This window comes from Enterobacter sp. DN, assembly GCF_046054285.1.
Lineage (GTDB): Bacteria > Pseudomonadota > Gammaproteobacteria > Enterobacterales > Enterobacteriaceae > Enterobacter > Enterobacter hormaechei_C.
Genome location: NZ_JBJJTG010000011.1, coordinates 85878 through 112842 on the forward strand (window position 1 = coordinate 85878; position 26965 = coordinate 112842).

The 26965-nt window shown below is 57.3% G+C and carries 23 protein-coding genes; 18 read left to right on the forward strand and 5 right to left on the reverse strand.

All coding sequences use genetic code 11. From position 1 onward, the window contains the following. Positions 1–2: 2 nt before the first annotated feature. On the reverse strand, positions 3–1100 hold the full coding sequence (ddlA, locus tag ACJTMZ_RS20240) for a D-alanine--D-alanine ligase (protein ID WP_017383150.1): 1098 nt from the start codon (positions 1098–1100) through the stop codon (positions 3–5). A gap of 103 nt (positions 1101–1203) precedes the next feature. On the opposite strand from ddlA, the gene ACJTMZ_RS20245 reads away from it, so the two are divergent. The 5 genes from ACJTMZ_RS20245 (at position 1204) to adrA (ending at position 5561) form a co-directional block, all read left to right on the forward strand. Continuing rightward, positions 1204–1887 carry an extensin family protein gene (locus ACJTMZ_RS20245; RefSeq protein WP_017383151.1) on the forward strand — a complete coding sequence of 228 codons (684 nt, stop codon included), beginning with the start codon at positions 1204–1206 and terminating at the stop codon, positions 1885–1887. A 169-nt stretch (positions 1888–2056) separates the two neighbouring features. Next, positions 2057–3271 (forward strand): multidrug efflux MFS transporter, encoded by a 1215-nt coding sequence (locus ACJTMZ_RS20250; RefSeq protein ID WP_015571317.1) that lies wholly within the window; start codon positions 2057–2059, stop codon positions 3269–3271. 208 nt (positions 3272–3479) lie between these two features. Continuing rightward, entirely contained in the window at positions 3480–3740 is a 261-nt protein-coding gene (gene iraP, locus ACJTMZ_RS20255; protein ID WP_003859148.1) for an anti-adapter protein IraP, read from the forward strand. Positions 3741–4034: 294 nt separating this feature from the next. Beyond that, positions 4035–4355, forward strand: coding sequence for a phosphate starvation-inducible protein PsiF (psiF, locus tag ACJTMZ_RS20260; RefSeq protein WP_015571316.1), 321 nt, complete (start codon positions 4035–4037; stop codon positions 4353–4355). Between the two features lie 102 nt (positions 4356–4457). Beyond that, complete coding sequence (gene adrA / locus ACJTMZ_RS20265) at positions 4458–5561, forward strand: diguanylate cyclase AdrA (protein ID WP_149604290.1); 1104 nt, start codon at positions 4458–4460, stop codon at positions 5559–5561. A gap of 16 nt (positions 5562–5577) precedes the next feature. On the opposite strand, the gene proC is transcribed toward adrA, so the two are convergent. Then, complete coding sequence (proC, locus tag ACJTMZ_RS20270) at positions 5578–6387, reverse strand: pyrroline-5-carboxylate reductase (protein ID WP_015571314.1); 810 nt, start codon at positions 6385–6387, stop codon at positions 5578–5580. A 97-nt stretch (positions 6388–6484) separates the two neighbouring features. On the opposite strand from proC, the gene ACJTMZ_RS20275 reads away from it, so the two are divergent. The 5 genes from ACJTMZ_RS20275 (at position 6485) to ppnP (ending at position 9121) form a co-directional block, all read left to right on the forward strand. Further along, the gene (locus ACJTMZ_RS20275; protein WP_003859141.1) at positions 6485–6943 is read left to right on the forward strand and encodes a YaiI/YqxD family protein; all 459 of its coding nucleotides are present in this window, start codon (positions 6485–6487) and stop codon (positions 6941–6943) included. 144 nt (positions 6944–7087) lie between these two features. Continuing rightward, on the forward strand, positions 7088–7612 hold the full coding sequence (aroL, locus tag ACJTMZ_RS20280) for a shikimate kinase AroL (RefSeq protein WP_017383154.1): 525 nt from the start codon (positions 7088–7090) through the stop codon (positions 7610–7612). Between the two features lie 44 nt (positions 7613–7656). Next, positions 7657–7848, forward strand: a complete 192-nt coding sequence (gene yaiA, locus ACJTMZ_RS20285; RefSeq protein ID WP_003859135.1) for a protein YaiA — start codon at positions 7657–7659, stop codon at positions 7846–7848. Between the two features lie 236 nt (positions 7849–8084). Further along, complete coding sequence (locus ACJTMZ_RS20290) at positions 8085–8762, forward strand: AroM family protein (protein ID WP_003859133.1); 678 nt, start codon at positions 8085–8087, stop codon at positions 8760–8762. Positions 8763–8833: 71 nt separating this feature from the next. Next, entirely contained in the window at positions 8834–9121 is a 288-nt protein-coding gene (ppnP, locus tag ACJTMZ_RS20295; RefSeq protein ID WP_003859131.1) for a pyrimidine/purine nucleoside phosphorylase, read from the forward strand. 47 nt (positions 9122–9168) lie between these two features. Here the strand turns inward: ppnP and rdgC are convergent, their stop codons facing one another. Then, on the reverse strand, positions 9169–10083 hold the full coding sequence (gene rdgC / locus ACJTMZ_RS20300; protein WP_006809928.1) for a recombination-associated protein RdgC: 915 nt from the start codon (positions 10081–10083) through the stop codon (positions 9169–9171). 123 nt (positions 10084–10206) lie between these two features. Between rdgC and mak the strand changes: the two genes are divergently transcribed. Further along, on the forward strand, positions 10207–11112 hold the full coding sequence (mak, locus tag ACJTMZ_RS20305; RefSeq protein ID WP_017694434.1) for a fructokinase: 906 nt from the start codon (positions 10207–10209) through the stop codon (positions 11110–11112). Positions 11113–11195: 83 nt separating this feature from the next. Here the strand turns inward: mak and sbcC are convergent, their stop codons facing one another. Both sbcC and sbcD read right to left on the reverse strand, forming a co-directional pair. Continuing rightward, positions 11196–14327 (reverse strand): exonuclease subunit SbcC, encoded by a 3132-nt coding sequence (gene sbcC / locus ACJTMZ_RS20310; protein WP_045327545.1) that lies wholly within the window; start codon positions 14325–14327, stop codon positions 11196–11198. Beyond that, positions 14324–15529, reverse strand: a complete 1206-nt coding sequence (gene sbcD / locus ACJTMZ_RS20315; protein ID WP_045327547.1) for an exonuclease subunit SbcD — start codon at positions 15527–15529, stop codon at positions 14324–14326. Before sbcD ends, sbcC begins: the two co-directional genes overlap by 4 nt. A gap of 187 nt (positions 15530–15716) precedes the next feature. Here sbcD and phoB point away from each other — a divergent pair, with 187 nt between their 5' ends. The 7 genes from phoB (at position 15717) to ACJTMZ_RS20350 (ending at position 26965) form a co-directional block, all read left to right on the forward strand. Further along, the gene (phoB, locus tag ACJTMZ_RS20320) at positions 15717–16406 is read left to right on the forward strand and encodes a phosphate response regulator transcription factor PhoB (RefSeq protein WP_003859122.1); all 690 of its coding nucleotides are present in this window, start codon (positions 15717–15719) and stop codon (positions 16404–16406) included. Positions 16407–16427: 21 nt separating this feature from the next. Further along, a complete protein-coding gene (gene phoR / locus ACJTMZ_RS20325; protein ID WP_017383159.1) occupies positions 16428–17723 on the forward strand; it encodes a phosphate regulon sensor histidine kinase PhoR in 1296 nt (431 codons plus the stop codon). Between the two features lie 409 nt (positions 17724–18132). Further along, complete coding sequence (gene brnQ, locus ACJTMZ_RS20330; protein WP_017694430.1) at positions 18133–19452, forward strand: branched-chain amino acid transporter carrier protein BrnQ; 1320 nt, start codon at positions 18133–18135, stop codon at positions 19450–19452. Positions 19453–19533: 81 nt separating this feature from the next. Next, on the forward strand, positions 19534–20907 hold the full coding sequence (proY, locus tag ACJTMZ_RS20335; RefSeq protein WP_017383160.1) for a proline-specific permease ProY: 1374 nt from the start codon (positions 19534–19536) through the stop codon (positions 20905–20907). Between the two features lie 163 nt (positions 20908–21070). Then, the gene (malZ, locus tag ACJTMZ_RS20340) at positions 21071–22888 is read left to right on the forward strand and encodes a maltodextrin glucosidase (protein ID WP_252011121.1); all 1818 of its coding nucleotides are present in this window, start codon (positions 21071–21073) and stop codon (positions 22886–22888) included. Between the two features lie 91 nt (positions 22889–22979). After that, a complete protein-coding gene (locus ACJTMZ_RS20345; RefSeq protein ID WP_252011123.1) occupies positions 22980–25589 on the forward strand; it encodes a DUF2339 domain-containing protein in 2610 nt (869 codons plus the stop codon). Next, entirely contained in the window at positions 25586–26965 is a 1380-nt protein-coding gene (locus tag ACJTMZ_RS20350) for a DUF3999 domain-containing protein (RefSeq protein ID WP_040117263.1), read from the forward strand. Before ACJTMZ_RS20345 ends, ACJTMZ_RS20350 begins: the two co-directional genes overlap by 4 nt.

Below are 26965 nucleotides of genomic sequence, written 5' to 3' on the forward strand. Positions count from 1 at the left end.
CGTTAGTTAACGGAACTTTTCAGGGCGCTGTCAGCGGCGTGGCGCTCCAGTGCCAGTTCAATCAGGCGGGTGATCAGTTCCGGATAGCTTATCCCGCTGGCCTGCCACAGCTTCGGGTACATGCTGATATTGGTAAAGCCCGGCAGAGTGTTGATTTCGTTAATCACCACCTCGTTATCCGGCGTCAGAAACACGTCGACGCGCGCCATCCCACAGCATCCCAGCGCCTGATAAGCTTCAACGGCGATCGCCCGGATCTTGTCGTTAACGTCAGGATCGAGCGCGGCGGGAACCACAACCTGGGCACCTTTATCGTCAATATATTTGGTGTCGTAGGAATAGAAGTCACTGTTCAGTACCACTTCACCACAGGTACTCGCCTGCGGGAAGTCGTTGCCCAGTACGGCGCACTCAATTTCACGACCGTTAATTCCCTGCTCAACCACCACCTTATGGTCAAACTCAAAGGCCAGACGAACGGCATCGTTAAACTGCGCTTCGCTGGTGACTTTGCTGACGCCGACGGACGAGCCCTGATTCGCCGGTTTCACAAACAGCGGCAGGCCGAGTTGCGCCTGGATCTGCGCGAAGCTGTGTTTATCGCGGTTGGCGCGAGTGAGCGTCACGAACGGCGCAATATTCAGACCGGCGTCGCGCAGGAGACGTTTTGTGACGTCTTTATCCATGCAGGCGGCAGAGCCCAGCACATCGGAACCGACAAATGGCAGGTTCGCCATCCGCAACATGCCTTGCAGGGAGCCGTCTTCGCCCAGCGTGCCGTGAACGATAGGGAATACTACGTCAATCTGTGCCAGCGCCTGCGCGTTCCCGGCATCGATAAGCTGTCCCTGTTCCACGCCTGGAACCGTTGCGACGCTGACATCAGAAGGATTAAGGGCAATGTGCGCCGGATCGTCAGCGTGTAACAGATACTGGCTGGCATCGTTAACATGCCACTGGCCCTGTTTATCAATGCCCAGCAGCACCACGTCAAAACGGCTTTTATCAATCGCATCAACGATATTTTTAGCCGATTGCAATGACACCTCGTGCTCTGCCGATTTTCCCCCAAAGACAATACCTACGCGCTGCTTTGCCATCTCACTCTCTTCCAGTCTGACGAAAAGCCCATAACATACCACGATGCCCGGCGGGTTTCGCGGCCTTCTGCCATAATGTTTTGGGGATGCTGAAGGGGGGCGCGTGAAAGGAAAAGGTCTGCTTATTCTTATTGTTATTGCCGGGATCGCCACGGTGGGCTACCGCTGGTTGCCGCCGTATTACAATCCTTTCGTGCCGCTTACGCTTGACGATCCGCCCGGAAAAATAACCCAGTTTAAACTTCGACGTTTAACACCGCAGGCATGCGAAAGCCTGTTAGCGCAGGCGAATCAACGCCAGCTTATCCGTACCCAGGCTGTCGCTGACAGCGCCGGTGAGTGTCCGCTGAGTAACGTGGTGCGCGTGCGCGATTTTGGCCCGGTGAGCCTGAACAGCAGCTTTCTGGCCAGTTGTCCGCTGGCGTTAAGTTCGGCGCTGTTTGTCAGCCAGCAGGCCCGACCGCTCACCAAAACCTGGACCGGAAGCGAGCTTACGCGTATTGAACATCTGGGCAGCTTCGCCTGCCGCAATATCTACAGCCGCCCGGATGCGCGGCGCAGCGAACATGCCACGGCGGATGCGCTGGATATCAGCGCTTTCAGGCTGGCAAATGGACAGCGCGTTACCGTCCTGAACGGCTGGAAAGCGGAAAAGACGCAGCCCTGGCTACAGGCCCTGCTCTCGGCAAGCTGTGGCTATTACGGTAACGGTCTGGGGCCGGACTATAATGCCGCCCATGCCAACCATTTCCATCTGGGGATGCGCGGCTATGGATTATGTCGATGAAGCATAATCTTCCGCCAAAAATTGGATAAATTGTGACTTATTTCACAAATATGATGACTGGGAAGATAAAACACCAAAGTCTGCAAGGCCGCATCTCTGGCGCTATGTCATTGCGCGTAACTTGCTAATCTGTCGGCGAATTCGCCTAAAAATGAAGACTATTTCTGTTATGGAATCCTGGAAAGTTAATCTCATTTCAGTCTGGTTCGGCTGCTTCTTCACCGGACTGGCTATCAGCCAAATATTGCCCTTCCTGCCGCTGTATGTGTCGCAGCTGGGAGTGACTTCCCATGAAGCGCTCTCGATGTGGTCCGGCCTGACGTTCAGCGTGACGTTTCTGGTCTCCGCCATTGTGTCGCCGATGTGGGGCAGCCTGGCGGATCGCAAGGGGCGCAAGTTGATGCTGCTCCGCGCCTCGCTGGGGATGGCGATAGCCATTTTGCTCCAGGCCTTCGCCACCAACGTCTGGCAGCTGTTTATTCTGCGGGCGATAATGGGGCTGACCTCCGGTTACATTCCGAATGCCATGGCGCTGGTGGCCTCACAGGTACCGCGTGAGCGAAGCGGCTGGGCGCTCAGCACGCTTTCCACGGCCCAGATCAGCGGGGTCATTGGCGGCCCGCTGCTCGGCGGCTTCCTGGCGGACCATGTCGGGCTGCGTGCGGTCTTTATCATTACCGCGATCCTGCTAACGATCAGCTTTCTGGTCACCCTTTTTCTGATTAAAGAGGGCGGGCGGCCTGTTGTCAGTAAATCCGAACGCCTGAGCGGAAAAGCGGTTTTCGCCTCGCTGCCTTATCCTGGCCTGATGATTAGCCTCTTTGTGACGACGATGGTGATCCAGCTCTGTAACGGTTCGGTAGGGCCGATTCTGGCGCTGTTTATCAAGTCGATGGCGCCGGACAGCAGCAACATTGCTTTTCTGAGCGGGATGATTGCCGCGGTGCCGGGCGTGTCGGCGCTGATGTCTGCTCCGCGTCTGGGGAAACTGGGCGACAGGATCGGTACGGCACGTATTCTGATGGCAACGCTCATCATTGCGGTGATCCTTTTCTTTGCCATGTCATTCGTCACCACACCTCTTCAGCTCGGCATCCTGCGCTTCCTGCTTGGCTTCGCAGATGGCGCCATGCTGCCCGCTGTTCAGACGCTGCTGGTGAAATATTCCAGTGACCAGGTAACCGGCCGCATTTTTGGCTACAACCAGTCGTTCATGTATTTAGGCAACGTAGCAGGCCCGCTTATCGGCGCCTCGGTCTCGGCGATGGCGGGTTTCCGCTGGGTATTTGCCGCGACGGCGGTGGTGGTCCTGCTGAATATTATTCAACTGGCCTTTGCCTTGCGACGCCGCAGGCGAATCGCTGAGGCAAAGTCGGCCCGGTAAACACGATAATATATTATTTATTCTTATGAACGCCGCATTTTTATATAACGAAATGCGGCGCCTTTCTTTCAGGAAAACGTTTCGCTTTCGCGCTGAAATATCTTTTTTGGCAGCGATGTCACTTTTGCATAAGATAAAGCCAATCCATGCTTTTCATTATTCAGAGAGGGTGTTAATTTCAGGGTAAATCACATAAGGAAATAGCACCATGAAAAATCTCATTGCTGAGTTGTTGGTTAAGCTTGCCCAAAAGGAAGAAGAGTCGAAAGAGCTGGTTGCCCAGGTCGAGGCGCTGGAAATCGTTGTGACGGCGCTGCTGCGACAGATGGCAAAACCGGAGCAGGAGGCGTTGATCGACAACGTTGAAGGCGCGCTGGAAAAAGCGCGTCCTGATTCCCAGGTGCCTGCGGAAGATGCGGAGCTGCTTCAGCAATACGTAAAGAAGCTTTTAAGGCATCCTCGCAGCTAACCTGTCTGAGGTGAAATGACGTGTCACAGAATTGTCATGCAGGATGCCTGGCGTCGCTCTGTTTTTATTTTTACACATTTATGCAGGGAAAATTAAATTGAGACAGAGCACACCTTTCACCGCATAATTTCTGTTATTAATTACCGCCTCCCCCCCGGCGAAACCGGTTAATGAATATTGTGCCGATACAGGGCTGAAATAACCGCAGAGCCCGGCGAAAATCAGAGTCGCAGGGTGGTTTTTTTCCCGTAACGAGCCAGACTTAACGTGGAACTTCACATAAAGGATGGTGCAATGAAAACAACAATACTGGTTACCCTGCTCTCTGGCCTGTGTCTGATCGCCTCAGCACACGCGGAAGAGAAAACGTTAACGCCCCAGCAGCAGCGCATGACGACCTGTAACCAACAGGCGACATCGCAAAGCCTGAAAGGGGATGCCCGTAAAACGTACATGAGCGACTGCCTTAAAAATGGTGCGGCTAAACCCGGTGAAAAAAGCCTGACCCCACAGCAGCAAAAAATGCGTGAGTGCAACGCCCAGGCGACACAGCAGATGCTGAAAGGCGACGATCGCAGCAAGTTTATGAGCGCGTGCCTCAAAAAACAGGCGTAGTGCTAACGGGTGAGTCACGGCTGTGGCTCACCCAAAATTTCATACTTTCCCCGCTATCCCCCTCTCTATAATTTGGGAAAATGTTTCAGAATATTCCCAAAAATGATGAATGATGAGTTTTATGACAATCACGAGAACATTCGGGAAGCGTGGCACCAGCAGCTTTCTCAGGATGATTCATACCGTTCCGGTCTGCGATTTGCCCGGCGAATACGGCTGGCACGCATCGTTGGTCTGGCGGCGCTATTTGTTCCGCTTGCCAGCGTCCTGGTGAGCCAGTTTCTTTCCGGCGTCTGGTGGTTATTGCTGGTGGGCTGGGTCTTTGTCTGGCCCCATCTGGCCTGGCAGCTGGCTTTTCGTTCGGCTGAACCCCATAGCAGTGAAATTGTTAATCTGAAAATCGATGCCATTATTGCCGGTGTCTGGATGGGGCTAACAGGGTTCAATGCGCTACCAACGGCGACGCTGATCGTGATGATCGGCATGAATATGATGGGATCGGGGGGATGCCGGTTATTTCTGACAGGACTCGCGCTACTTGCCCTGTCTGCCCTGTTGACCGTGCAATCCACGGGTACTCCTGTGGTATTGACCTCTGAACCGCTGTCGTTGTGGCTGACGCTCCCCGTGCTGGTGGTCTATCCCATACTGTTTGCCTGGCTCAGCCACCGCACGGCGATCCGTCTGGCAGAGCATAAGCGTCGGCTTGAGCTGATGAGTACCCGCGACGGAATGACCGGCGTGTTCAATCGCCGCCACTGGGAAACGCTGCTGCGTAACGAATTTGAGGCCTGCCGTCGCAGCCATCGACAGGCGACGATACTGCTCATCGATATCGATCACTTCAAGACGATCAACGACACCTGGGGGCATGACGTGGGAGATGAAGCGATTGTCGCCATCACGCGCCAGCTTCAGCTGACCCTGCGCTCAGGCGATTATATTGGCCGTTTTGGCGGGGATGAGTTCGCGGTGATCATGTCCGGCACGCCTGCCGACAGCGCGATTGCAGCGATGTCGCGCGTCCACGAACGGCTGGTCAACATGCCGCTGCACGGAGCACCTATGGCGAGGTTGTGTATCAGCGTTGGGGTTGCCCCCTGGGGGGTGCAGTTCACCCACTATCGTGAATGGCTAAAGGCGGCGGACGTGGCCCTCTATAAAGCCAAAAATGCCGGACGGGGCCGCACCGAAGTGGCCGCCTGACGCCCGGCGTAGCGCATCAGGACTTACTGAGCTTCTCTGATTTTTCCATGCATTTTTCCATCGCCTCGATCACGGCGGAGCGGAACCCGCGATCTTCCAGCACGCGCACGGCTTCAATGGTTGTGCCCCCCGGTGAGCACACCATATCTTTCAGTTCGCCCGGATGTTTACCCGTTTCCAGCACCATTTTGGCCGAACCCATCACCGCCTGCGCTGCAAATTTGTAGGCCTGCGCGCGCGGCATTCCACCCAGTACGGCGGCATCGGCCATGGCTTCGATAAACATAAAGACATACGCCGGGGCAGAGCCGCTCACGCCGACTACCGGGTGGATCATCGGTTCGGCAATCACTTCCGCTTCGCCGAAGCAGCGGAAAATATTCAGTACATCCGCCACGTCTTCAGATGTGACCAGCGCGTTCGGGGTAACGGATGTCATACCGGCATTCACCAGCGACGGGGTGTTTGGCATGGCGCGAACAATCTTACGGTCGTGGCCCAGCGCGCGGGCGAGCTGATCGAGGGTCACGCCTGCGGCAATCGATACCACCAGGGTCTCTTTGTTAAGGCTGGAGGTGATCTCGCTCAGGACTTTAATCATGATATTCGGCTTAACGGCGCCAAAGACAATATCCGCCACCTGAGCCACGTCCTGTGCGCTTTCGGCAGCGTTGACACCATACTCATCACGCAGCGCCGCGACTTTATCCGGGGATGGGGTATAGACCCAAATCTGCCCCGGCAGCACCTGCCCGCTGGCAATCAGTCCGCCGAGGATAGCTTTGCCCATATTTCCGCAGCCGATAAACCCGATTTTCTTATCCATCACGTCTCTCCGTTATTATGCGTTGTTATCTCTCATTGATAGCTTAACAACGAAATGCAGGCGACAATAGTCACCAGAATCATAATGGGGAGAGACTATGGCGATTTGGGTTGATGCGGACGCGTGTCCGAATGTCATCAAAGAGATTTTATTTCGTGCTGCCGAGCGCGTGCAGATGCCGCTGACGCTGGTGGCGAACCAGAATATCCGCGTGCCGCCCTCCAGATACATCCGTTCTCTGCGCGTTCCGGCCGGGTTTGACGTGGCGGATAACGAGATAGTACGCCTGTGTGACGCAGGAGATCTGGTGATCACCGCGGATATCCCGCTGGCTGCCGATGTACTGGCGAAAGGGGCGGCGGCGCTGAACCCGCGCGGAGAACGCTATTCGCCGGCAACGATCCGGGAGAAGCTCACCATGCGTGATTTTATGGATACGCTTCGTTCCAGCGGCGTGCAAACCGGTGGGCCGGACAGCCTGTCGCAGCGCGATCGCCAGCAGTTTGCCGCCGAGCTGGATAAATGGCTGCTGGAAGTGAAGCGCCGCCCGGCGTAGCCCACCTCCGGGCGGTTTTGTGGTACAGTGTGGCTTCCACAGGCTTGTCATTCCGTACCGCTTTGCAGTAAAGTTAGCGCAACATCTACTGCAATCATTTCTTTACAGCCTTCAGTTATCCGGCAGCAAGGGGAACACCTGGTTATGAACCCACCCATCTTTTTAGTTGGCCCTCGCGGCTGTGGGAAAACCACCGTTGGTCTGGAGCTGGCGCGTCTGTGCCAGAGTCAGTTTGTCGATACTGACCATTGGCTCCAGGAGAATGCCGGTAAGACCATTGCCGATATCGTTGAGGATGAGGGTTGGGAGAGCTTTCGTGCGCGTGAAACAGCCACGCTGGAAGCGGTGACCGCGCCGTCAACCGTGATCGCGACCGGTGGGGGCATTATTCTGGCACCGTATAACCGCCAGTTTATGCGCGAAAAGGGTGTCGTGATCTACCTCTGTGCCCCGGTCTCTACGCTGGTGGGGCGGCTGGAGGCGTTTCCGGAAGAGGGACAGCGCCCGGCGCTGACCGCGAAACCGCTGAGTGAAGAGGTCAGCGACGTCCTCGCCGAACGCGATGCACTGTACCGCGAGGCGGCACACCACGTTGTGGATGCGTCAGCGTCACCCGAGAAAGTTGCGATTCAGATTATTACCGCCCTGCGTTTGGCTTGCGCCAGCTAACAGCCGTCTATACTCATAGCTCAGACATAAAAAAAGGATGAGCTATGCCAACCAGACCTCCCTATCCACGTGAAGCCCGCATCGTTACCGTTGAAAAAGGTAACGGCGATCAGACCGTAACCTGGTACCAGCTGCGTGCCGATCACCCTAAACCTGATTCGCTGATCAGCGAACATGAAACCGAACAGGAAGCGCTGGATGCGAAACGGCGCTATGAGGATCCTGAGAAGTCCTGACAGGAATCCGAATTCGTTACAACCGTGCCTGAATCACACTTTTAACATATCGCTGATGTTAAGCAGCAGTTAATATTTAGTTATTACAGGTGGATTCGGAAAGGCCAGTCGATCTTTACATTACGGTGTAGAGATCCCCTGCTACCCTTGGTGCTGTTTTGTTGAAAAAATGAACAGTGCAGCGTAGTGAGCCTGTACCTGTGTGGCAGTTGTGGTAGTAACGGAAGGCGATCAAAATGAAGGCGACGTTGGCGATCCTCACGATTGGTGTGGTGCCTGTAAGCGAAGTATTACCGCTCTTAACCGAGCATGTCTCTGAACAACAAATTACGCATCTCAGTCTGTTAGGGAAGCTGAGTCGGGAAGAGGTCATGGAAGACTACGCGGTCGGAGAGGGGGAAGATCCCCTGGCAACGTTACTCAGTGACGGTAAACTGGCGCATGTGTCGCGCCAGAAAATCGAGCGCGCGCTACAGGGCGTGATCGAAGTGCTCGACAATCAGGACTATGACGTTATTTTGCTGATGAGCACGGCACCCGTTAAAGGACTCAGCGCGCGTAATGCCATTCTGCTCGAACCGATGCGGATTATCCCCCCGCTGGTGGCCTCAATTGTTGATGGTCATCAGGTTGGGGTCATCGTTCCCGTTGAGGAACTGCTGGATAACCAGACGGTGAAGTGGGCCGCGCTGGAGCACACCCCGCTTTACGCGCTGGCAAACCCGTTCTGGGACAGCGAAGCGAAGCTGATTGCGGCCGGGCAGGAGTTGATCGACAGAGGGGCGGATGTCCTGATGCTCGACTGCCTGGGCTTCCATCAGCGGCATCGTGATTTACTGCAAAAGGCGCTGGATGTTCCGGTGCTGCTCTCTAACGTCCTGATGGCGCGCCTGGCGTCAGAATTACTGGTGTAATGATTTTGCGTGACAGGTCATGAGCATGGCCCCTATAGTGGATTTTTCTCTATAAATATAAGGGCCAGTTCATGCTTCAAAGTAACGAATACTTTTCCGGTAAAGTGAAATCCATTGGTTTTACCAGCAGCAGCACTGGCCGCGCCAGTGTCGGCGTCATGGCGGAAGGGGAATACACCTTTGGCACCGCAGAAGCGGAAGAGATGACGGTGGTCAGCGGCGCGCTGAACGTCCTGCTGCCGGGTGAAACGGAGTGGAAAGTCTATAGTGCCGGGCAGGTCTTCAACGTGCCGGGCCACAGCGAGTTCCATTTACAGGTTGCAGAGCCAACCTCTTATCTTTGCCGCTATCTGAAATAAAAGCATGCCGGGTGGCGCATTCGCTTACCCGGCCTGCGTTTTGCCTGTCAGCGCTGCGCTTCGCCGCCGAGACCTTCCACCAGGTTCTGAATTAACGCCGCCAGCTCGCCGGTCATCAGGATAAAGTCTGCGTCAAAGCGCTGAGCATAATCTTCGCGGTCGATATCTTCGTTCTGATCGCGCAGTTCATCGCAGAACTTAAGGCGCTTCACGGAGCCGTCATCACACATCACAAACTGAATGCGCTGCTGCCAGTCGAGTGCCAGTTTGGTCACCACTTTGCCCGCTTCAATGTGCACGGCGATTTCGTCGCTCACCAGATCCTGTTTCTTCGCGCGGATCACGCCGCCATCTTCCAGCAGCGCTTTCAGCTCTGCTTCATCAAGGATCTGGAAGCCCTGCGCGGCAGTCCCGCTGCGCACCCACTCGGTCAGGGTCAGCTCAATCGGCGTTTCCAGCGCCAGCGGTACCACCGGTAATGAGCCAAGGCTCTTACGCAGCAGCGCCAGCGTATCTTCCGCTTTTTTGGCGCTGGCGCAGTCCACCATGATCAGCCCGTTAACAGTGTCGATCCACATCATGGTCTGGCTAAAGCGGCTAAAAGCGCGCGGCAGCAGCGAGTGCAGCACTTCATCCTTCAGCGAATCTTTTTCGGTTTTTTTAAGCTTACGGCCCTGTTCAGCTTCCAGCTTGAAGATTTTCGCTTCGAGCGCCTGCTTAACCACGGGCGTCGGCAGGATCTTCTCTTCTTTACGGGCGCAAACGATGATTTGCCCCGTGCTGCTGGCGTGGGTCAGCGCATCGCTTTGAGAACCCATTGGCGGAACCCAGCCGGTTTTTGCCATATCCTGGCTACCGCAAGGGGTAAAGGAGTAAGCGGCTAACTGTTTTTCCATCTCTTCTGCACGCAGCGAAACGTCGCGGCTGAGACGGTAAACCATCAAATTTTTGAACCACAGCATGATAATTTCCACGGCCTTGTCGTTAAATCAGCGGGCATGATAACGAATTGTCGCATCGCTTGCATTGCTAATCGGGAAGCGGGCTTCTACTCTGTTGATAATCAAAATAATGAGGAGTGTCTTGTGCGTATTGGGATTGATTTGGGCGGCACCAAAACAGAAGTTATTGCGCTGAGCGAGCAGGGGGAGCAACTGTTTCGCCACCGTCTGCCTACGCCGCGCGATGATTATCACCAGACCATAGAGACGATTGCCCGCCTGGTCGATATGGCAGAGCAGGCAACGGGCGAGACGGGCACGGTCGGGATGGGGATCCCCGGCTCCATTTCGCCGTATACCGGCGTGGTGAAAAACGCCAACTCCACCTGGCTCAACGGTCAGCCGTTTGATAAAGACTTAAGCGAACGCCTGAACCGGGAGGTGCGTCTGGCGAATGACGCTAACTGCCTTGCGGTGTCTGAGGCCGTGGATGGCGCAGCGGCTGGCGCGCAGACCGTATTTGCGGTCATTATCGGCACCGGCTGCGGGGCGGGCGTGGCCTTCGGTGGGCGCTCGCATATTGGCGGCAACGGCACCGCGGGCGAGTGGGGACACAATCCGTTGCCGTGGATGGACGAAGATGAACTCAAATACCGCGCCGAAGTACCGTGCTACTGTGGCAAGCAGGGCTGTATTGAGACCTTTATTTCCGGCACGGGGTTTGCCACCGATTATCATCGTCTGAGCGGTCAGCCGCTGAAAGGTAACGAGATTATGCGTCTGGTTGAGGAGCAGGATCCGGTGGCTGAACTGGCGCTCAGCCGCTACGAAATGCGGCTGGCTAAGTCACTGGCGCATGTGATCAATATTCTTGATCCCGACGTGATTGTACTGGGCGGAGGCATGAGCAACGTCGACCGGCTGTACGCCACGGTGCCAACGCTGGTGAAACAGTGGGTATTTGGCGGCGAGTGCGAAACGCCGATCCGCAAAGCCGTCCACGGAGATTCCAGCGGAGTGCGCGGCGCGGCGTGGCTCTGGCCGGAATAAACGCAAAACCGTTTTTGATGTTTGTGCCCTCTCCCCGTGGGAGAGGGCCAGGGTGAGGGCACCAGAGCGCATCATCCCCCCATTTACTGCACCGCAAACTCCCTGTCCAGCCTGCTATATCCCAGCCCGTTGATCTTCTTCACTTTGATCTGCACCGGAATACGCTCTTTCATTGCCTCTACGTGGCTGATCACGCCGATAGTTTTCCCGGTGGCGTTCAGCGCGTCGAGCGCGTCCAGCGCGGTGTCCAGCGTTTCGCTGTCGAGCGTGCCGAATCCTTCATCCAGGAACAGCGAGTCAATGCGCGTTTTGTGACTGACCAGATCGGAAAGCGCTAAAGCCAGCGCCAGACTGACCAGGAAACTCTCCCCGCCGGAAAGGGTACGGGTATCGCGTACCGCATCGGCCTGCCAGGTATCGACCACTTCCAGCTCCAGCGCGTCGCTGGCTTTACGCTGAAGCAGATAGCGGCCATGCAGACGGTTGAGCTGCTGGTTGGCAAGCCACACCAGATTATCCAGCGTCAGCCCCTGGGCGAATTTACGGAATTTATCGCCGGTGCTGGAGCCTATCAGCGCATTGAGATAGCCCCAGTCGTCGGCCTGACGCGCCGCCTCCTCAATCTGCTGCATAAGCGCCTGCTGGTGCAGACGGTTATCGGCGTCCTGTTTGAGCTGCTGGCGGATCTCCCCCTGATGCGTGGTGTTGTCCCGAAGCTGTTGCGCCAGCTGGTGTAACTGCGCCTGAAGCGTTGCGGCATCTGTTTCCAGCCCCTCGGGGCGCTGTGCCTGATGCGCCTGAAGCTGCATGCTTGCCTGCACCGAAAGCGCCGTGGCCTGCTGGAGCTGGTTCTCCAGCGTCTGCTTTTGTTGTTCAAGCTGGCGGATCGACGTTTCATCCAGCAGGGCGGAGAGAAATGCTTCCCGATCGGCAAAGCAGCTCGCGGTCAGCGCGGCGTTGAACTGAGCCTGTGATTGCTGGAGCCGTTCACGCTCAAGCGTCTCCTGTTGCTGTAGGGTGGTGAGCTGACTTTGCAGCGACACGCATTCGTCGTGGATGCCGCGCCAGTTCTCAGGGATAACCGCGTCGGCTTCTGCATCATTGGTAACCGGCAGCGTCTCCAGAATGGGCATCAGGGCGTTAATACCTTCCTGAATCGTACCGTGCTGGGCCTGTTTTTCCTGCCACAGGGTATATTCGCTTTCGCGCGCGCTCAGCCAGGCGCTTTCAGCCCCTTCATCGGGTACGCTAAGCGACAGCGATTGTAACGAGGCCGCCAGCGCCTGACGCGTCGCCGTCAGCTGCTGCTGGTACTGGCGCGCCTGACCTTCCTGTTCATTGAGCTGGTTTTGCAGCGTCAGACGCTGGCTGAGCTGATACAGCTGGCGTTCATACTGTTCCTGTTCGCTCATCCAGGGGGCTATATCATCCTGAATATTCAGCGCTATGTTCAGGGAGGCGCAGACCTCCAGCCACTCCTTAGTAAGTGCTTGCTCTTCCTCAGAGAGAGCCTGTGCTTCCTCTGTCTCGCGCTGGATCTGTTGGGTCAGCGCATTCACCTGCCCGAGCACCAGCAATCCTTCCTCTTTTAGCGCGGCAACCTCTTTCTCCAGCGCGTCGCGGCGGCGCTGATTGTCAGTCAGTTCAAGCGCCTGATACTGCACAACTGCCGGATGTTCGCGTGAACCGCAGAGCGGGCAAGGCTTACCCGCTTCGAGCTGTGCACGATAGTTCTCAAGATCCTTGATTGTCGCCTCACGCTCACAGAGCGCTTTCAGGTCGGCATAGTGCTGATTTTTCTCTTTGAACTGCTGACGCCGCAGGATCAGCGTTTCATTGAGCTTAGCCTGCTCAGCCTGCGCTTTCTGCACGCTTTCCGCATTATGGCGCAGCCGTTTTTGCAGCGGCTGATAGCGAGCGTGAAGCGCTGTCAGACGCTGGCGGAGCGCCCGCGATTGCGCCTGTTGCTCCATTGCCGTCGCGAGATCCTCAGCCGTCAGCATCAACGTACTTTCAGGCATCTCAGCCAGCTTCTGACGAAGCTCAGCCATGCGCGCTGACTGGGCAACAAGCTGATTTTTATCGCGATTTAGCTGCCTAAAATGCGCCCGCCAGCCGGCAATTTCCTGCCCCCACTGACGGAAACGATCGTGTTCGGTCAGCCACTGCGTCAGTACCGTATGCTCTGTCTGCAACTGTTCACGGTTGCGCAGTGCACCGTTGCGAATACGCGAGCGCTGCGCCGCTCTGTCGAGTAAGCGAGTATTTACTTCAACAATTCGCTCTGTTGTCTGCGCCAGGCGGGTGGTCTGCTCCTGCTGATACTCCCATAGCGGACGTAGCTGGGCGGCGGGCTGCGCCAGCTTGAGCTTCGCCAGTTGGGGCGCGGCGTCCGTCAGAGCCTGTTGCGCCTGCTGCTGCGAAGCGGCTGCACGCTGCTGCTCACGTATCAGTTCGTCGTTACGCGTAAGCCACTGAAAATCTTTCTGTTGGCTTTGCTGCTGTGCCAGCAGGACTTTTTCTTCGTCAGTAAGTGCCTGCAAACTTTGCTGCAAGTGCTGCTGCTGTTCCTCGCTCAGCAGCACAACCCCTGCGGCCTGCGCTTCGCACACCTCCAGCGCGTTACGTGCCGCTTTGTGTTTTTCAAAAACCATGGCGGAAATCTGGCCGTAAATTTCCGTGCCGGTCAGTTCCTCCAGCAGCTCTGCGCGATCGCTCGGTTTCGCATTCAGGAAGGCGGCAAACTGCCCCTGAGAGAGCAACATCGAGCGGGTAAAGCGACCATAGTCCAGCCCGGTAAGCGCGGCGGTTTGTTCCAGCTTATCCGTGACTTTGTCGGCCAGAATTTTGCCGTCTTCGCAGCGGGCCAGCTCAACGCGCGGTGCCTGTAAGTTCCCGTCCGGCTGGTTGCGGGCGCGGTTCTGGCTCCAGAAAGCGCGATAAGCAACGCCTTTGACCTCAAATTCTACTTCCGCCAGGCATTCGGCGGTATCGCGCGTCATCAGGTCGTTTTGCGCCTGAGAGACCTTATTAAGACGCGGCGTTTCGTGGTAAAGCGCCAGGCAGATGGCATCCAGCAGCGTGGTTTTACCCGCGCCGGTTGCGCCGGTGATGGCAAACAGCCCGTTGCTGGCGAACGGCTCCGCGGTGAAATCAATTTTCCACTCACCCTTTAGCGAATTCAGATTTTTCAGGCGCAGGCTCAGAATTTTCATGCGTTTTCGTCCTCGTCATGGAGGGAATGCAGGGTCTGGGCAAACAGCTCGTTAAGCCTGGTGCGTCTGGCCTCGTCCACCTCTTCATGCGCAAGCCGCCGCGCGAACACCTCTTCAACCCGAAGTTCGCTAAGCGTTTCACGCTGGGCGTTGAGCAGTATGTTCTCGCGCTGCTCGCGGCTGCGGCGTACCAGCAGCACCTCCACGGGAAGGTCTTCCGTCAGCGTCTGTATTTTACGCTGCATATCGTACAGGTAGTCGTCGGTGGTGATTTCGATATCGAGCCAGACGGGGGGATTAAGCGCTGCGCCGCGCCACTGCTCAAGCTGAGCGGTAATAGCGGCCAGATCGCCTTTCAGCACCGCCAGCGGCTGGGTGACCGGCACCTCAAGCGTCTCAACGGCGCTGAGTTTGCCTCCGGTGAAGCTCACCAGATGCACGGATTTGGCTTTGCCCGTTTCGTCAAAACTGAGCGAAATGGGCGAGCCGCAGTAGCGGATATGCTCGCAGCCGCCGATGATCTGCGCCCGGTGAATATGCCCGAGGGCAATGTAGTCGGCGGGGGGGAAGTTTTGCGCCGGAAACGCGTCCAGCGTACCGATATAGATCTCGCGCACCGCATCACTCTTACTGGCTCCGACGGTGGTGAGGTGTCCGGTGGCAATGATCGGAATGGCCTGATCGCCGCGCAGGGCGCAGGCTTCCGTATGTTGCTGGTGATAATAGCGGGTGATGGCCTGCAACAGATGCTGCTGTTTTTCGCTGCCGGACAGACCTGCCTGGCTTTGCACGATATCGCGCGGGCGTAAAAACGGAATTGGGCACAGCACTGCGCCCGGCGTGCCGTCGCGTTTTTTCAGGATCTGCGGCGCGTGTCCGGCGCTGGCCACCACGGTGGTATTGAGGAACGCCAGAATATCGCGGGATTCATTCAGCGTCGCCACCGAGTCATGGTTTCCGGCGACAATCACCAGGTGACAACCGGTTTGCTGGAGGTTGACCACAAAACGGTTGTACAGCTCACGCGCATAGCTCGGCGGCGATCCGGTATCAAAAATGTCGCCCGCCACAATAATCGCGTCCACCTCGTGAGCCTGAGCCGTCTCCAGCAGCCAGTTCAGGAACGCTTCATGTTCCGCGGCGCGGCTTTTGCTGTAAAAATTTTGACCCAGGTGCCAGTCTGAGGTGTGAAGTATGCGCATAAAAGATCCGTGGCAATAATAAGAAAGCAGGATTATAAACGTTCGGGGAACGGAAAATAACCGCTGTAATAAAACAACAGTTTGCTATTTATAGTGGTAATGTTTTTCATAAATCTGTCATAAATCTGACGCATAATGACGCCGCATTACAGACTTGTAACTTAAATACGATAAGACAGGGCAAAGTATGGCGAGACGTATTCTGGTCGTAGAAGATGAAGCTCCGATCCGTGAAATGGTGTGCTTCGTGCTTGAACAAAATGGCTTCCAGCCGGTTGAAGCGGAAGATTATGACAGCGCGGTGAACCAGCTGAATGAACCCTGGCCCGATCTGATCCTGCTGGACTGGATGCTGCCTGGCGGTTCCGGATTGCAGTTTATCAAGCATATCAAACGCGAGGCGATGACCCGCGATATCCCGGTGGTAATGCTGACGGCGCGCGGCGAGGAAGAGGATCGCGTGCGCGGTCTGGAAACCGGCGCGGACGATTACATCACTAAACCGTTCTCCCCGAAAGAGCTGGTGGCGCGTATCAAAGCCGTGATGCGCCGTATTTCACCGATGGCGGTGGAAGAGGTGATTGAGATGCAGGGGCTGAGCCTGGATCCTACCTCACACCGGGTCATGACCGGTGAAAATCCCCTCGATATGGGACCGACCGAATTTAAACTCCTGCACTTCTTTATGACCCACCCGGAGCGCGTTTACAGCCGCGAACAGTTGCTGAATAACGTCTGGGGAACTAACGTCTATGTCGAAGACCGAACGGTTGACGTCCATATTCGCCGCCTGCGTAAAGCACTGGAACTGAGCGGCCACGATCGCATGGTACAGACGGTCCGCGGCACGGGTTATCGTTTCTCGACCCGTTTCTGAACAATGACAGGAGTGTGACGCGTGCTGGAACGTCTGTCATGGAAAAGGCTCGTCTTTGAACTGATCTTATGTTGTATTCCGGCCCTCATTCTGGGGGCTATCTTTGGCTATCTGCCGTGGTTTTTACTGGTGGCCGTGACGGGATTGCTCGTCTGGCATTTCTGGAATTTACTGCGTCTCTCCTGGTGGCTGTGGGTCGACAGAAGTATGACACCCCCGCCGGGAAGCGGGAGCTGGGAACCGCTACTCTACGGCCTGCACCAGATGCAGATGCGTAACAAAAAGCGCCGTCGTGAGCTGGGAAGCCTGATCAAACGCTTTCGTAGCGGTGCGGAGTCGCTGCCGGACGCGGTGATCCTGACGACAGAAGAAGGGACAATCTTCTGGTGTAATGGCCTCGCGCAACAGCTGCTGGGCCTGCGCTGGCCGGATGATAATGGTCAGAACATCCTGAACCTTCTGCGTTATCCCGAGTTCACGCTGTATCTGAAAAAGCGGGATTTTTCGCGCCCGCACAATCTGAAGCTCAATAACGGTCGCCATCTGGAAATCCGCGTGATGCCCTACAGCGATCGGCAGTGGCTGATGGTGGCGCGGGACGTTACCCAGATGCACCAGCTTGAGGGCGCGAGACGTAACTTCTTTGCCAACGTCAGCCACGAGCTGCGTACGCCGTTGACGGTGCTTCAGGGCTACCTGGAGATGATGCAGGAGCAAACGCTTGAGGGGGCGCCGCGTGAGAAAGCACTGCATACCATGCGGGAGCAGACGTTCCGCATGGAAGGGCTGGTCAAACAGCTGCTGACGCTTTCAAAGATTGAGGCTGCCCCGTCGCTGGCGCTAAACGACATCATTGATGTGCCGATGATGTTGCGGGTGGTGGAGCGCGAAGCCCAAACGCTGAGTCATAATCAGCACACCCTGAGTTTTGACGTTGATAACACGCTGAAAGTGCTCGGCAGTGAAGATGAGCTGCGAAGCGCTATCTCAAACCTGGTCTATAACGCCGTGAATCATACCCCGAAAGGAACGCATATCGCGGTGTGCTGGCAGCATACCCCGGCGGGCGCTGAGTTTAGCGTCGAGGACAACGGGCCGGGGATTGGGCCCGAGCACCTCCCGCGTCTCACCGAACGATTCTACCGGGTGGATAAGGCGCGCTCGCGGCAGACCGGCGGGAGCGGACTGGGACTGGCAATTGTGAAGCATGCCGTCAGCCACCACGAAAGCCGGCTCAATATCGAAAGCACCCTGGGTAAGGGCACGCGCTTTAGCTTCGTGATTCCGGAACGATTAATTGCCAAAAAAAGCGCCTGACGGCAGATGTGTCAGGCTACCTTTCCACGGGCCAGCGATTGCTGGCCCGTTTGCTTTGCAGTCAAGCGAAACGCGGATGAATATTATACGGCTGGTGCTTTTTTGTTCGCATGATTAGCCATGAGTTTTTCTTATACATGGCATATTATTTTGGTCTGAATTTTCATGCTGGCATATTGTTCTGGTTTTACGATCCCTTCTTGCCTTTAAACGTTATAAGCGTTTAAATTGCCCCCCATATACTGTCAGACCGACTGTATTTGCGTGGTAAATCGAAAAACTATTCTTCGCCACGCCAGGACGGGAGCATATCCCGCTGAAATTGAGCAAATTTTCCGCTGTATCGTCCCGTGAGGGATGGCGAAAATCTCAACGTATTCAACACCACATCCACAGGCAGTAAGGTTTTATGACCCATCACTTGAAATCGCGTGACATTATCGCGCTGGGCTTTATGACATTTGCGCTGTTCGTTGGCGCAGGTAACATCATTTTTCCTCCAATGGTTGGCTTACAGGCGGGTGAACACGTCTGGACGGCTGCGTTTGGCTTCCTGCTTACTGCCGTGGGCCTGCCGGTACTGACCGTTATCGCGCTGGCGAAAGTCGGTGGCGGTGTGGACAGCCTCAGCACCCCGATTGGCAAAGTGGCTGGCGTTCTGCTGGCAACCGTCTGCTATCTGGCCGTTGGCCCGCTGTTCGCGACCCCGCGTACGGCGACCGTCTCCTTTGAAGTGGGTATCGCCCCGCTGACCGGTGACGGCGCGATGCCGCTGTTTATTTACAGCCTCATTTACTTCGCCATCGTGATTCTGGTTTCTCTCTATCCCGGCAAACTGCTGGATACCGTGGGTAACTTCCTGGCTCCGCTGAAAATTGTGGCGCTGATCGTGCTGGCGGTTGCGGCCATCGTCTGGCCTGCGGGGCCCATCAGCTCCGCGATGGACGCTTATCAGAACGCGGCGTTCTCAAACGGTTTCGTGAACGGCTATCTGACAATGGATACGCTCGGTGCGATGGTGTTTGGTATCGTTATCGTTAACGCCGCGCGTTCCCGCGGGGTGACCGAAGCGCGTCTGCTGACTCGCTACACCATCTGGGCTGGCCTGATGGCCGGTGTCGGCCTGACGCTGCTGTATCTGGCGCTGTTCCGTCTGGGCTCAGATAGCGCAACGCTGGTCGATCAGAACGCAAACGGCGCGGCGATCCTGCATGCTTACGTGCAGCATACCTTTGGTGGTGCAGGCAGCATGCTGCTGGCGGCGCTGATTTTCCTGGCCTGTCTGGTGACGGCGGTGGGTCTGACCTGCGCCTGCGCGGAGTTCTTCGCCCAGTATCTGCCGCTCTCTTACCGCACGCTGGTGTTTATCCTCGGCATCTTCTCCATGGCGGTGTCAAACCTCGGTCTGAGCCACCTGATTCAGGTGTCAATTCCGGTGCTGACGGCGATCTATCCGCCATGTATCGTGCTGGTGGTGCTGAGCTTCACCCGCCCGTGGTGGCATAACTCGACGCGAATTATTGCGCCGGCCATGTTTATCAGCCTGATTTTTGGTATCCTAGACGGGATCAAAGCATCAGCATTTGCAGAAATCCTGCCAGCCTGGACACAGCGTCTGCCGCTGTCCGAGCAGGGCCTGGCCTGGCTGATGCCTTCCGTTGTAGCGCTGGTTCTGGCGATTATCTGGGACCGTGCGGCAGGGCGTCAGGTGACATCCAACGCCCATTAATCAACGGCAACAAATTGTTTAACCACGGGGCTTAAGGCCCCGTGGTTTTTTGTTTTTTTCGTGTTGAATGGCAAGATTTTAATGGAAAGCACTAACAAACTTAAACGTGGATTGAGCACCCGCCACATCCGCTTTATGGCGCTGGGCTCGGCTATCGGCACCGGTCTTTTTTATGGCTCGGCAGATGCCATCAAAATGGCCGGTCCAAGCGTTCTGCTGGCCTACATCATCGGCGGCGTGGCGGCCTATATCATCATGCGTGCGCTGGGGGAGATGTCGGTTCACAACCCGTCTGCCAGTTCCTTCTCCCGCTACGCACAAGAAAACTTAGGCCCGCTGGCCGGGTTTATCACCGGCTGGACCTACTGCTTCGAAATCCTGATTGTCGCCATTGCCGATGTGACGGCGTTTGGCATCTATATGGGGGTCTGGTTCCCCGCCGTGCCGCACTGGATCTGGGTCCTGAGCGTGGTGCTGATCATCTGCGCCGTTAACCTGATGAGCGTGAAGGTGTTTGGCGAGCTGGAGTTCTGGTTCTCCTTCTTCAAGGTCGCGACCATTATCATCATGATCCTCGCCGGTTTCGGCATCATCATCTGGGGTATCGGCAACGGTGGGCAGCCAACCGGCATCCATAACCTGTGGAGCAACGGCGGCTTCTTCAGCAACGGCTGGCTCGGGATGGTCATGTCGCTTCAGATGGTCATGTTCGCCTATGGCGGTATTGAGATTATCGGCATCACCGCCGGGGAAGCGAAAGATCCGGAGAAGTCCATTCCGCGCGCCATCAACTCGGTGCCGATGCGTATTCTGGTGTTCTACGTGGGCACGCTGTTTGTGATTATGTCCATCTACCCGTGGAACCAGGTGGGCACCAACGGCAGCCCGTTTGTCCTGACTTTCCAGCATATGGGCATTGCGTTTGCCGCCAGCATTCTCAACTTTGTGGTACTGACCGCCTCGCTGTCGGCCATCAACAGTGACGTGTTCGGCGTGGGTCGTATGCTGCATGGCATGGCGGAGCAGGGCAGTGCGCCGAAGGTGTTTGCCAAAACGTCGCGTCGCGGCACCCCGTGGGTAACGGTGCTGGTCATGACCGTGGCGCTGCTGTTCTCGGTTTACCTGAATTACATCATGCCGGAGAACGTCTTCCTGGTGATTGCGTCACTGGCGACCTTTGCGACGGTGTGGGTGTGGATCATGATCCTGCTGTCGCAGATTGCGTTCCGTCGCCGCCTGTCGCCAGAAGAGGCCAAAGCGCTGAAGTTTAAAGTGCCGGGCGGCGTGCCAACGACCATTGTCGGTCTCATCTTCCTGGTCTTCATCATTGGCCTGATTGGTTATCACCCGGATACCCGTATTTCCCTGTACGTGGGCTTCGCGTGGATCGTCCTGCTGCTGGTGGGCTGGATGTTTAAATGTCGCCGCGATCGTCAGCTGGCGGAAGCACAGTAAGGTAAAAATGCCGGGTGGCGCTGCGCTTACCCGGCCTACACTCCCTTTTGCCCTGGAAAAAATCTCCTCCTCCGTTCTCCTCCCCCAATAATCCCGAACACGATGAGCTATCTTTAATCACCCTGTGGCAAGGTGACGTCAATTTCATCAAAGGGGATTCGTGATGTTAAACGCCTGGCACCTTCCGGTTGCCCCATTTGTTAAGCAAAACAAAGACAACCTTGTGATTACGCTCTGGCTGGCAGGGGACAATCAGCCTGAACGCGTGACCCTGCGCGCCGAAGTGGATAACGAAGAAACGTCGCTGAAAATGCACAAAGTGCGCAGTCAGCCGCAGCCGGGCGTCACGGCGTGGCGGGCAAATATCGATTTGCGCAGTGGGCAGCCGCGTCGCCGCTACGGCTTCAAGCTGCTGTGGAACAACCGGCAGCTGTGGTTTACCCCGCAGGGCTTCAGCCGATTCCCTCCGGCCAGGCTGGAGCAGTTTGCCGTGGATCACCCGGATAACGGCCCGCAGTGGGTTAACGATCAGGTCTTTTACCAGATTTTCCCGGACCGCTTTGCGCGCAGCGAAAAGCGCACCGCCGATCAGGACAAGGTTTATTACCATCATGCGGTCGGTCACGACATCATTCTAAAAAAATGGGACGAGCCGCTGACCGCCCAGGCGGGGGGATCGACCTTTTACGGCGGCGATCTCGACGGTATCAGCGAAAAGCTGCCGTACCTGAAAAAGCTCGGCGTCACGGCGCTGTACCTGAACCCGGTGTTTAAAGCGCCAAGCGTGCACAAATACGATACGCAGGACTACCGCCACGTTGACGAGCAATTTGGCGGTGACGAGGCGCTGCTGCGGCTGCGGCACAACACGCAAAAAGAGGGTATGCGCCTGATCCTTGATGGCGTGTTCAATCACAGCGGTGATTCTCACGCGTGGTTTGACCGTCACAATCAGTCGATGGGCGGCGCATGCCATAATCCGGACTCACCGCAGCGTGACTGGTACAGTTTTGATGAGAATGGCCGCGCCCTGGACTGGCTGGGCTACCCGAGCCTGCCGAAGCTCGATTTCCAGTCGCCATCGCTGGTGAATGAGATCTACGGCGACGACGACAGCATCGTGCGCCACTGGCTGAAAGCGCCGTGGAACATGGACGGCTGGCGGCTGGACGTGGTGCATATGCTGGGTGAATCAGGCGGGGCGCGGAATAACCTTCAGCATGTCGCCGCCATTACCCGGTCGGCAAAAGCGGCCCGGTCGGAAGCGTTCGTCTTCGGGGAGCACTTTGGCGACGCGCGTCAGTGGTTGCAGGCTGATGCAGAAGACGCGGCGATGAACTATCGCGGCTTCACCTTCCCGCTGTGGGGTTTCCTCGCTAACACCGATATCTCTTACGATCCGCAGCATATCGACGCCGAAACCTGCATGGCGTGGATGGAAAACTATCGCGCTGGCCTGTCGCATCAGCAGCAGCTGCGGATGTTTAACCAGCTCGACAGCCATGATACCGCGCGCTTTAAATCATTGCTGGGTAAAGATGTGGCGCGTCTGCCGCTGGCGGTGACCTGGCTCTTTACCTGGCCGGGCGTACCCTGCATCTACTATGGCGATGAAGTGGGGCTGGAGGGGAATAACGATCCGTTCTGCCGTAAAACCTTCCCGTGGGAGAGTGAAAAACAGGATCAGGATCTGTTCAGCCTGTACCAGCGTATGGCGACGCTGCGCAGGCAGAGTCAGGCCCTGCGCTACGGGGGCTGTCAGGTGATGTACGCCCACGATAACGTAGTGGTGTTTGTCCGCGTCTATAACCAGCAGCGCGTGCTGGTGGCGATCAACCGGGGCGAGGCGTGTGAAGTGGTGCTGGAAGATTCACCGCTGCTGGCCGGTAAAACGTGGAAGATCAAAGAGGGTAAACCGACGTTCCAGGAGAGCGTGCTCACGCTGCCCGCGATTTCCGCTGGGGTCTGGTTCGGCAGCTAAGCGCAGGCAGAATGGTTTTCACCTTTTAAGATGGCGCAAATGCAACGATTTGTGTCAATCTTAGCGGATCGTTTACGGTGAAGGTGGAAACATGGACGAGCTTTACATCCTTGGCTGTTTGTTCCTGGTTTTTGCGCTGGTCGTGGCACCCGTGCTCGCGGTGATAGGTTTTAACCGAAGCACGGCGGCGCGGCAGGAGATTGCCCGGCTTCGCCAGCGCATTGAGGCGCTTGAGCAGCGCGGTGTCGCTGAGAAACTGCCGGAGCCGGTGCAGGCCGCCGCGCCGGTGGAGACGCCAGCGTCGGTGGCAGAAGCCGTTACCGCACCTGTCGATCCCTGGCGTCCCGAACCGCCCGTCACTGAAGCAGAACCAGCGCTTGTACCGGCGGCAAAACGGCCTTCCGCCTTTGGCGGCATCCTGTCCTCGCTGACGCGCTGGTTTATGCAGGGCAATCCGCTGGCAAAACTGGGGATTGTACTGCTCTTCCTCGGCCTCTCTTTCCTGCTGCGCTATACCGTTGAACATTCACTGTTTCCGCTTGAGCTGCGTCTTGCCGCCACGGCGCTGTTTGCCATGGTTCTGCTGGCCGTGGGATGGCGGCTGCGGCACAGGCAGCGGATCTACGCGCTGATCCTCCAGGGCGGGGCGACCGGCGTGCTTTATCTGACCGTCTTTGGCGCATTCCGGCTGTGGCAAATGCTGCCGATGACGCTGGCGTTTGCGCTGCTGGTGGTGATTTGCGCGGCGAGCGTCGGGCTGGCCGTGCTGCAAAAGGCACTGAGCCTTGCCATGCTGGCGAGCCTCGGCGGATACCTTGCGCCGCTGCTGTTGTCTACCGGAGGCGGCAGCTTTGTGGCGCTGTTCTCCTTCTATCTCCTGCTTTCCATCGGCATTCTCGCCATCAGCATCTGGCAGCACTGGCGCGAGCTCAACCTGCTCGGGCTGCTCTTCACGTTTGGCGTTGGCGGGGTATGGGGGCTGAGCGACTACCAGCCGGAAGACTATGCTATCTGTCAGCTGTTCCTGATTGCCAATACGCTTATTTTTGGCGTGTTTAGCGTGGCGCTGTCGCTGCGGGCGCAGGAAAAAGGCAAACAGATTATTGACGGTGCACTGCTGTTTGCTCCGCCGCTGATTGGTTTTGGGATGCAGTATGGCATGACGTCTCACTGGACGTACGGCCCTGCGCTCAGCGCGCTGGGCTATGGTGCGTTTTATCTCTCACTGGCGTTTCTCGCACTGCGACGCTATCCGTCTGTCGGGCGGCCACTGGTTATGGCGGCGCTGGCGATCGGCGGCGGGTTTGCCACGCTTGCCATTCCGCTGGCGCTTTCAGCGCGCTGGACGGCGATGGCCTGGGCGCTGGAGGGGCTGGGTATTCTCTGGCTGGGCGTGCAACAGCAGCAGCGGCGCATGAGCTATAGCGGGACGGCGCTGCTGGTGCTGGCGCTCGGCAGCGCGATATGGGCGCAAATGGACGGCGTCACCTCGTTGAGCCTGCTGCTTATTTTCGCAGTGCTCAGTCTTTGCTGGCTTGCTGCGGCCTGGCTGTGGCAGAAAATCGCGCAGCCGGGCAGTTGGGCATTGCTGGGCGGTGGGCTGCTGTTCTGGTTAGTGGCGCAGCTGGGCGCATCTCAGCTGTTCCTGAAGCAGGAGTTATCGGTTCTGGCAGGCGTGCTGGCGCTGACGGCGGCGTCGGCCTGGGGATGGCGGCAGGCCGCCGCTCGTCTGGCGTGGCGGGAGCTGGATGCCAGCAAATGGCTGCTGTGGCCGGTGATGCTGCTGATGGTGCTGTATCAGATCTGGCAACAGCAAATCCTGGCGGCCAGCTGGGCAAATCTGGCCTGGGCTATTGCGCTGCCTGCCGCCCTGATGCTGCTGCGGCGCGACGAAGATAAACTTCTGCCGCGCATCTCAATGGGGCTGCATCTGTCGCTGGTGTGGATGATTTTACTCGCTATAGCCGCCGAGCTTTACTGGTTTGCCCGCTCCCTGCCGTGGGGCATGGCGGCCTGGGGAAGCGGCATTGCGATGGCTGTCGGCGGTGGGGTGATTATGGCGCTCTCCGCGGCCGTACGGCGTCGCGGGTGGCCGTTCCGGGTATGGCCTGCGCTCTACGCCTGCCTTGCCGTGATCCCTGTGGTTGTGGCGCTGGTGGTATTGCTGGTCGTGACCAATTTGCAGGACGGTGTGGTCTATCAACAGACATGGCTGCCGCTGGTGAACCCGCTTGAGGAAGGGGCGGCGTTCGCGCTGCTGGGGCTGGTGGTGTTTTATCGGGAAGTGGATCGCTACTATCCGGCATCGCTTGCGCAGTCCCGTCCGTGGCCCGCCGTTGTGCTGATGGCCCTGGGTTTCTGGTGGCTTAACGGCGCATTGCTGCGCGCGCTGGCGTGGTACGGCGAGGTGGCCTGGAATTGGGAGTCGTTGTGGCATTCGCGGCTTATCCAGACCACCTTTGCCCTGTTCTGGATGTTGTGCGCGCTGGTGGTCATGATCCGCGCCACCCGTCACGCCTCCCGTCAGCAGTGGCTTGGCGGTGCGGCGCTACTGGGGGTGGTCATGCTCAAACTGATGCTGGTGGACAGCGCGGGCGGTGGCGGCCTGGCGCGCGCCGTCGCGTTTATTGGCGTGGCGATCCTGGTCCTGATTGTGGGCTATTTCTCGCCGCTACCGCCTAAAGCAGGAGAAGAAAAATGAAATGGATGAACGCGGTTGTTTGTGCGGCACTGCTGGCCGTGGCCGGTCCGGCATTCTGCGAGGGCGCGCCAGCGGAATCCCCGCGGGATTATGCCTATGGCCTGTCCCTTGATACCTCTGCCTCTTCGCCGTGGTATCGGGTCATGCTGCCGCTGGCGGTTTATCAGCAGAGCACATCGCCCGATCTGCGCGACGTGCGCGTGTTTAATCAGTCGGGCGAGCCGGTACCGTTCAGCCTGGTTACCACGACGCGTCCGCAGCCGGCACCGACCACCACGGCGCTGCGCCTCTTTGCGCTTAACGCCTCGCCGGGCGGAGAAGAGGACAGCGGCGATAAAATTATGCTACGGGCCAGAAACGGCGTGGAAATTGTGCTGGAAGGGCAACACGCGGCGGCTGCCGGACAGCACTATCTGCTGACCCTGCCGGAAAACGCGACGGAGGTTCCGCTCTCTCAGCTCCAGCTTTTCTGGGACACGCCGCAGGGCTCGTGGCAGGGGACGGCATCGGTCTATTACAGCGAGGATCTGAAAAACTGGTATACCCTGCGCGAAGAGATGCCCCTGCTGGACGTGATGAGTGGACAGGATCGCCTGAAGCTCGACCGCATCGATACCGATCTGGTGTTATCGCCTGAGGCGAATCGTTATCTGCTGCTGGTGCTGAACACGGGGCGTTCTGCCCTGACGTTAACCGGCGTCAACGCGATTAACGCGACTGAACAGCCGGAATCTGAGCACATTAGCCTGGCGGGAGAGGGGGAGCGGTTATCCGAAAGCGAAGCCGTGTGGCGCTGGAAACATCCGCAGCCTCTGAGTGCGATCGGCTTCATGCTGAATGGCGACGGTGTTCTCCCGGCAGAAATAGCCTGGCGGGAGGCGGATAAGGATCGGTGGCATACGCTGAAAAAAGAGGTGATCTACCAGCTCGGCGGCAAAACGTCTGAACCTGTTCCGCTCCCTGGCGGGCTGGTCGAGGCGGTAAAAATCAAGACCCTCAATGCGCGTTTGCCTGAGAACCTGCCTGGCGTGACCGGGCAACGCGTGCGCTACGATCTGGTGTTTAACGCGCAGGGGAAGGGGCCGTACCTGCTCGCGTGGGGGAACGGGGCTGCGAAACCGGCGAGCGTGGAGACGGATATGCTGATCCCGACCGAACTGCGTAAAACCTACGATCTGGCAGCCCTGCCGATGGCGGATACGCTGGAACCTGTCCCGCTGGGTGGCGAGGCGCGTTTAACCGCGACGTCTGCGGCTGAGCAGGAAAGCAGAATGAAAACGCTGATGGTCTGGGGCGTACTGATTGCGGGGGTGATGGTGCTTGCGGGTATGGCATGGCGCATCTGGCGCGAGGTAAAAAAAGACGGCGCAGCATAA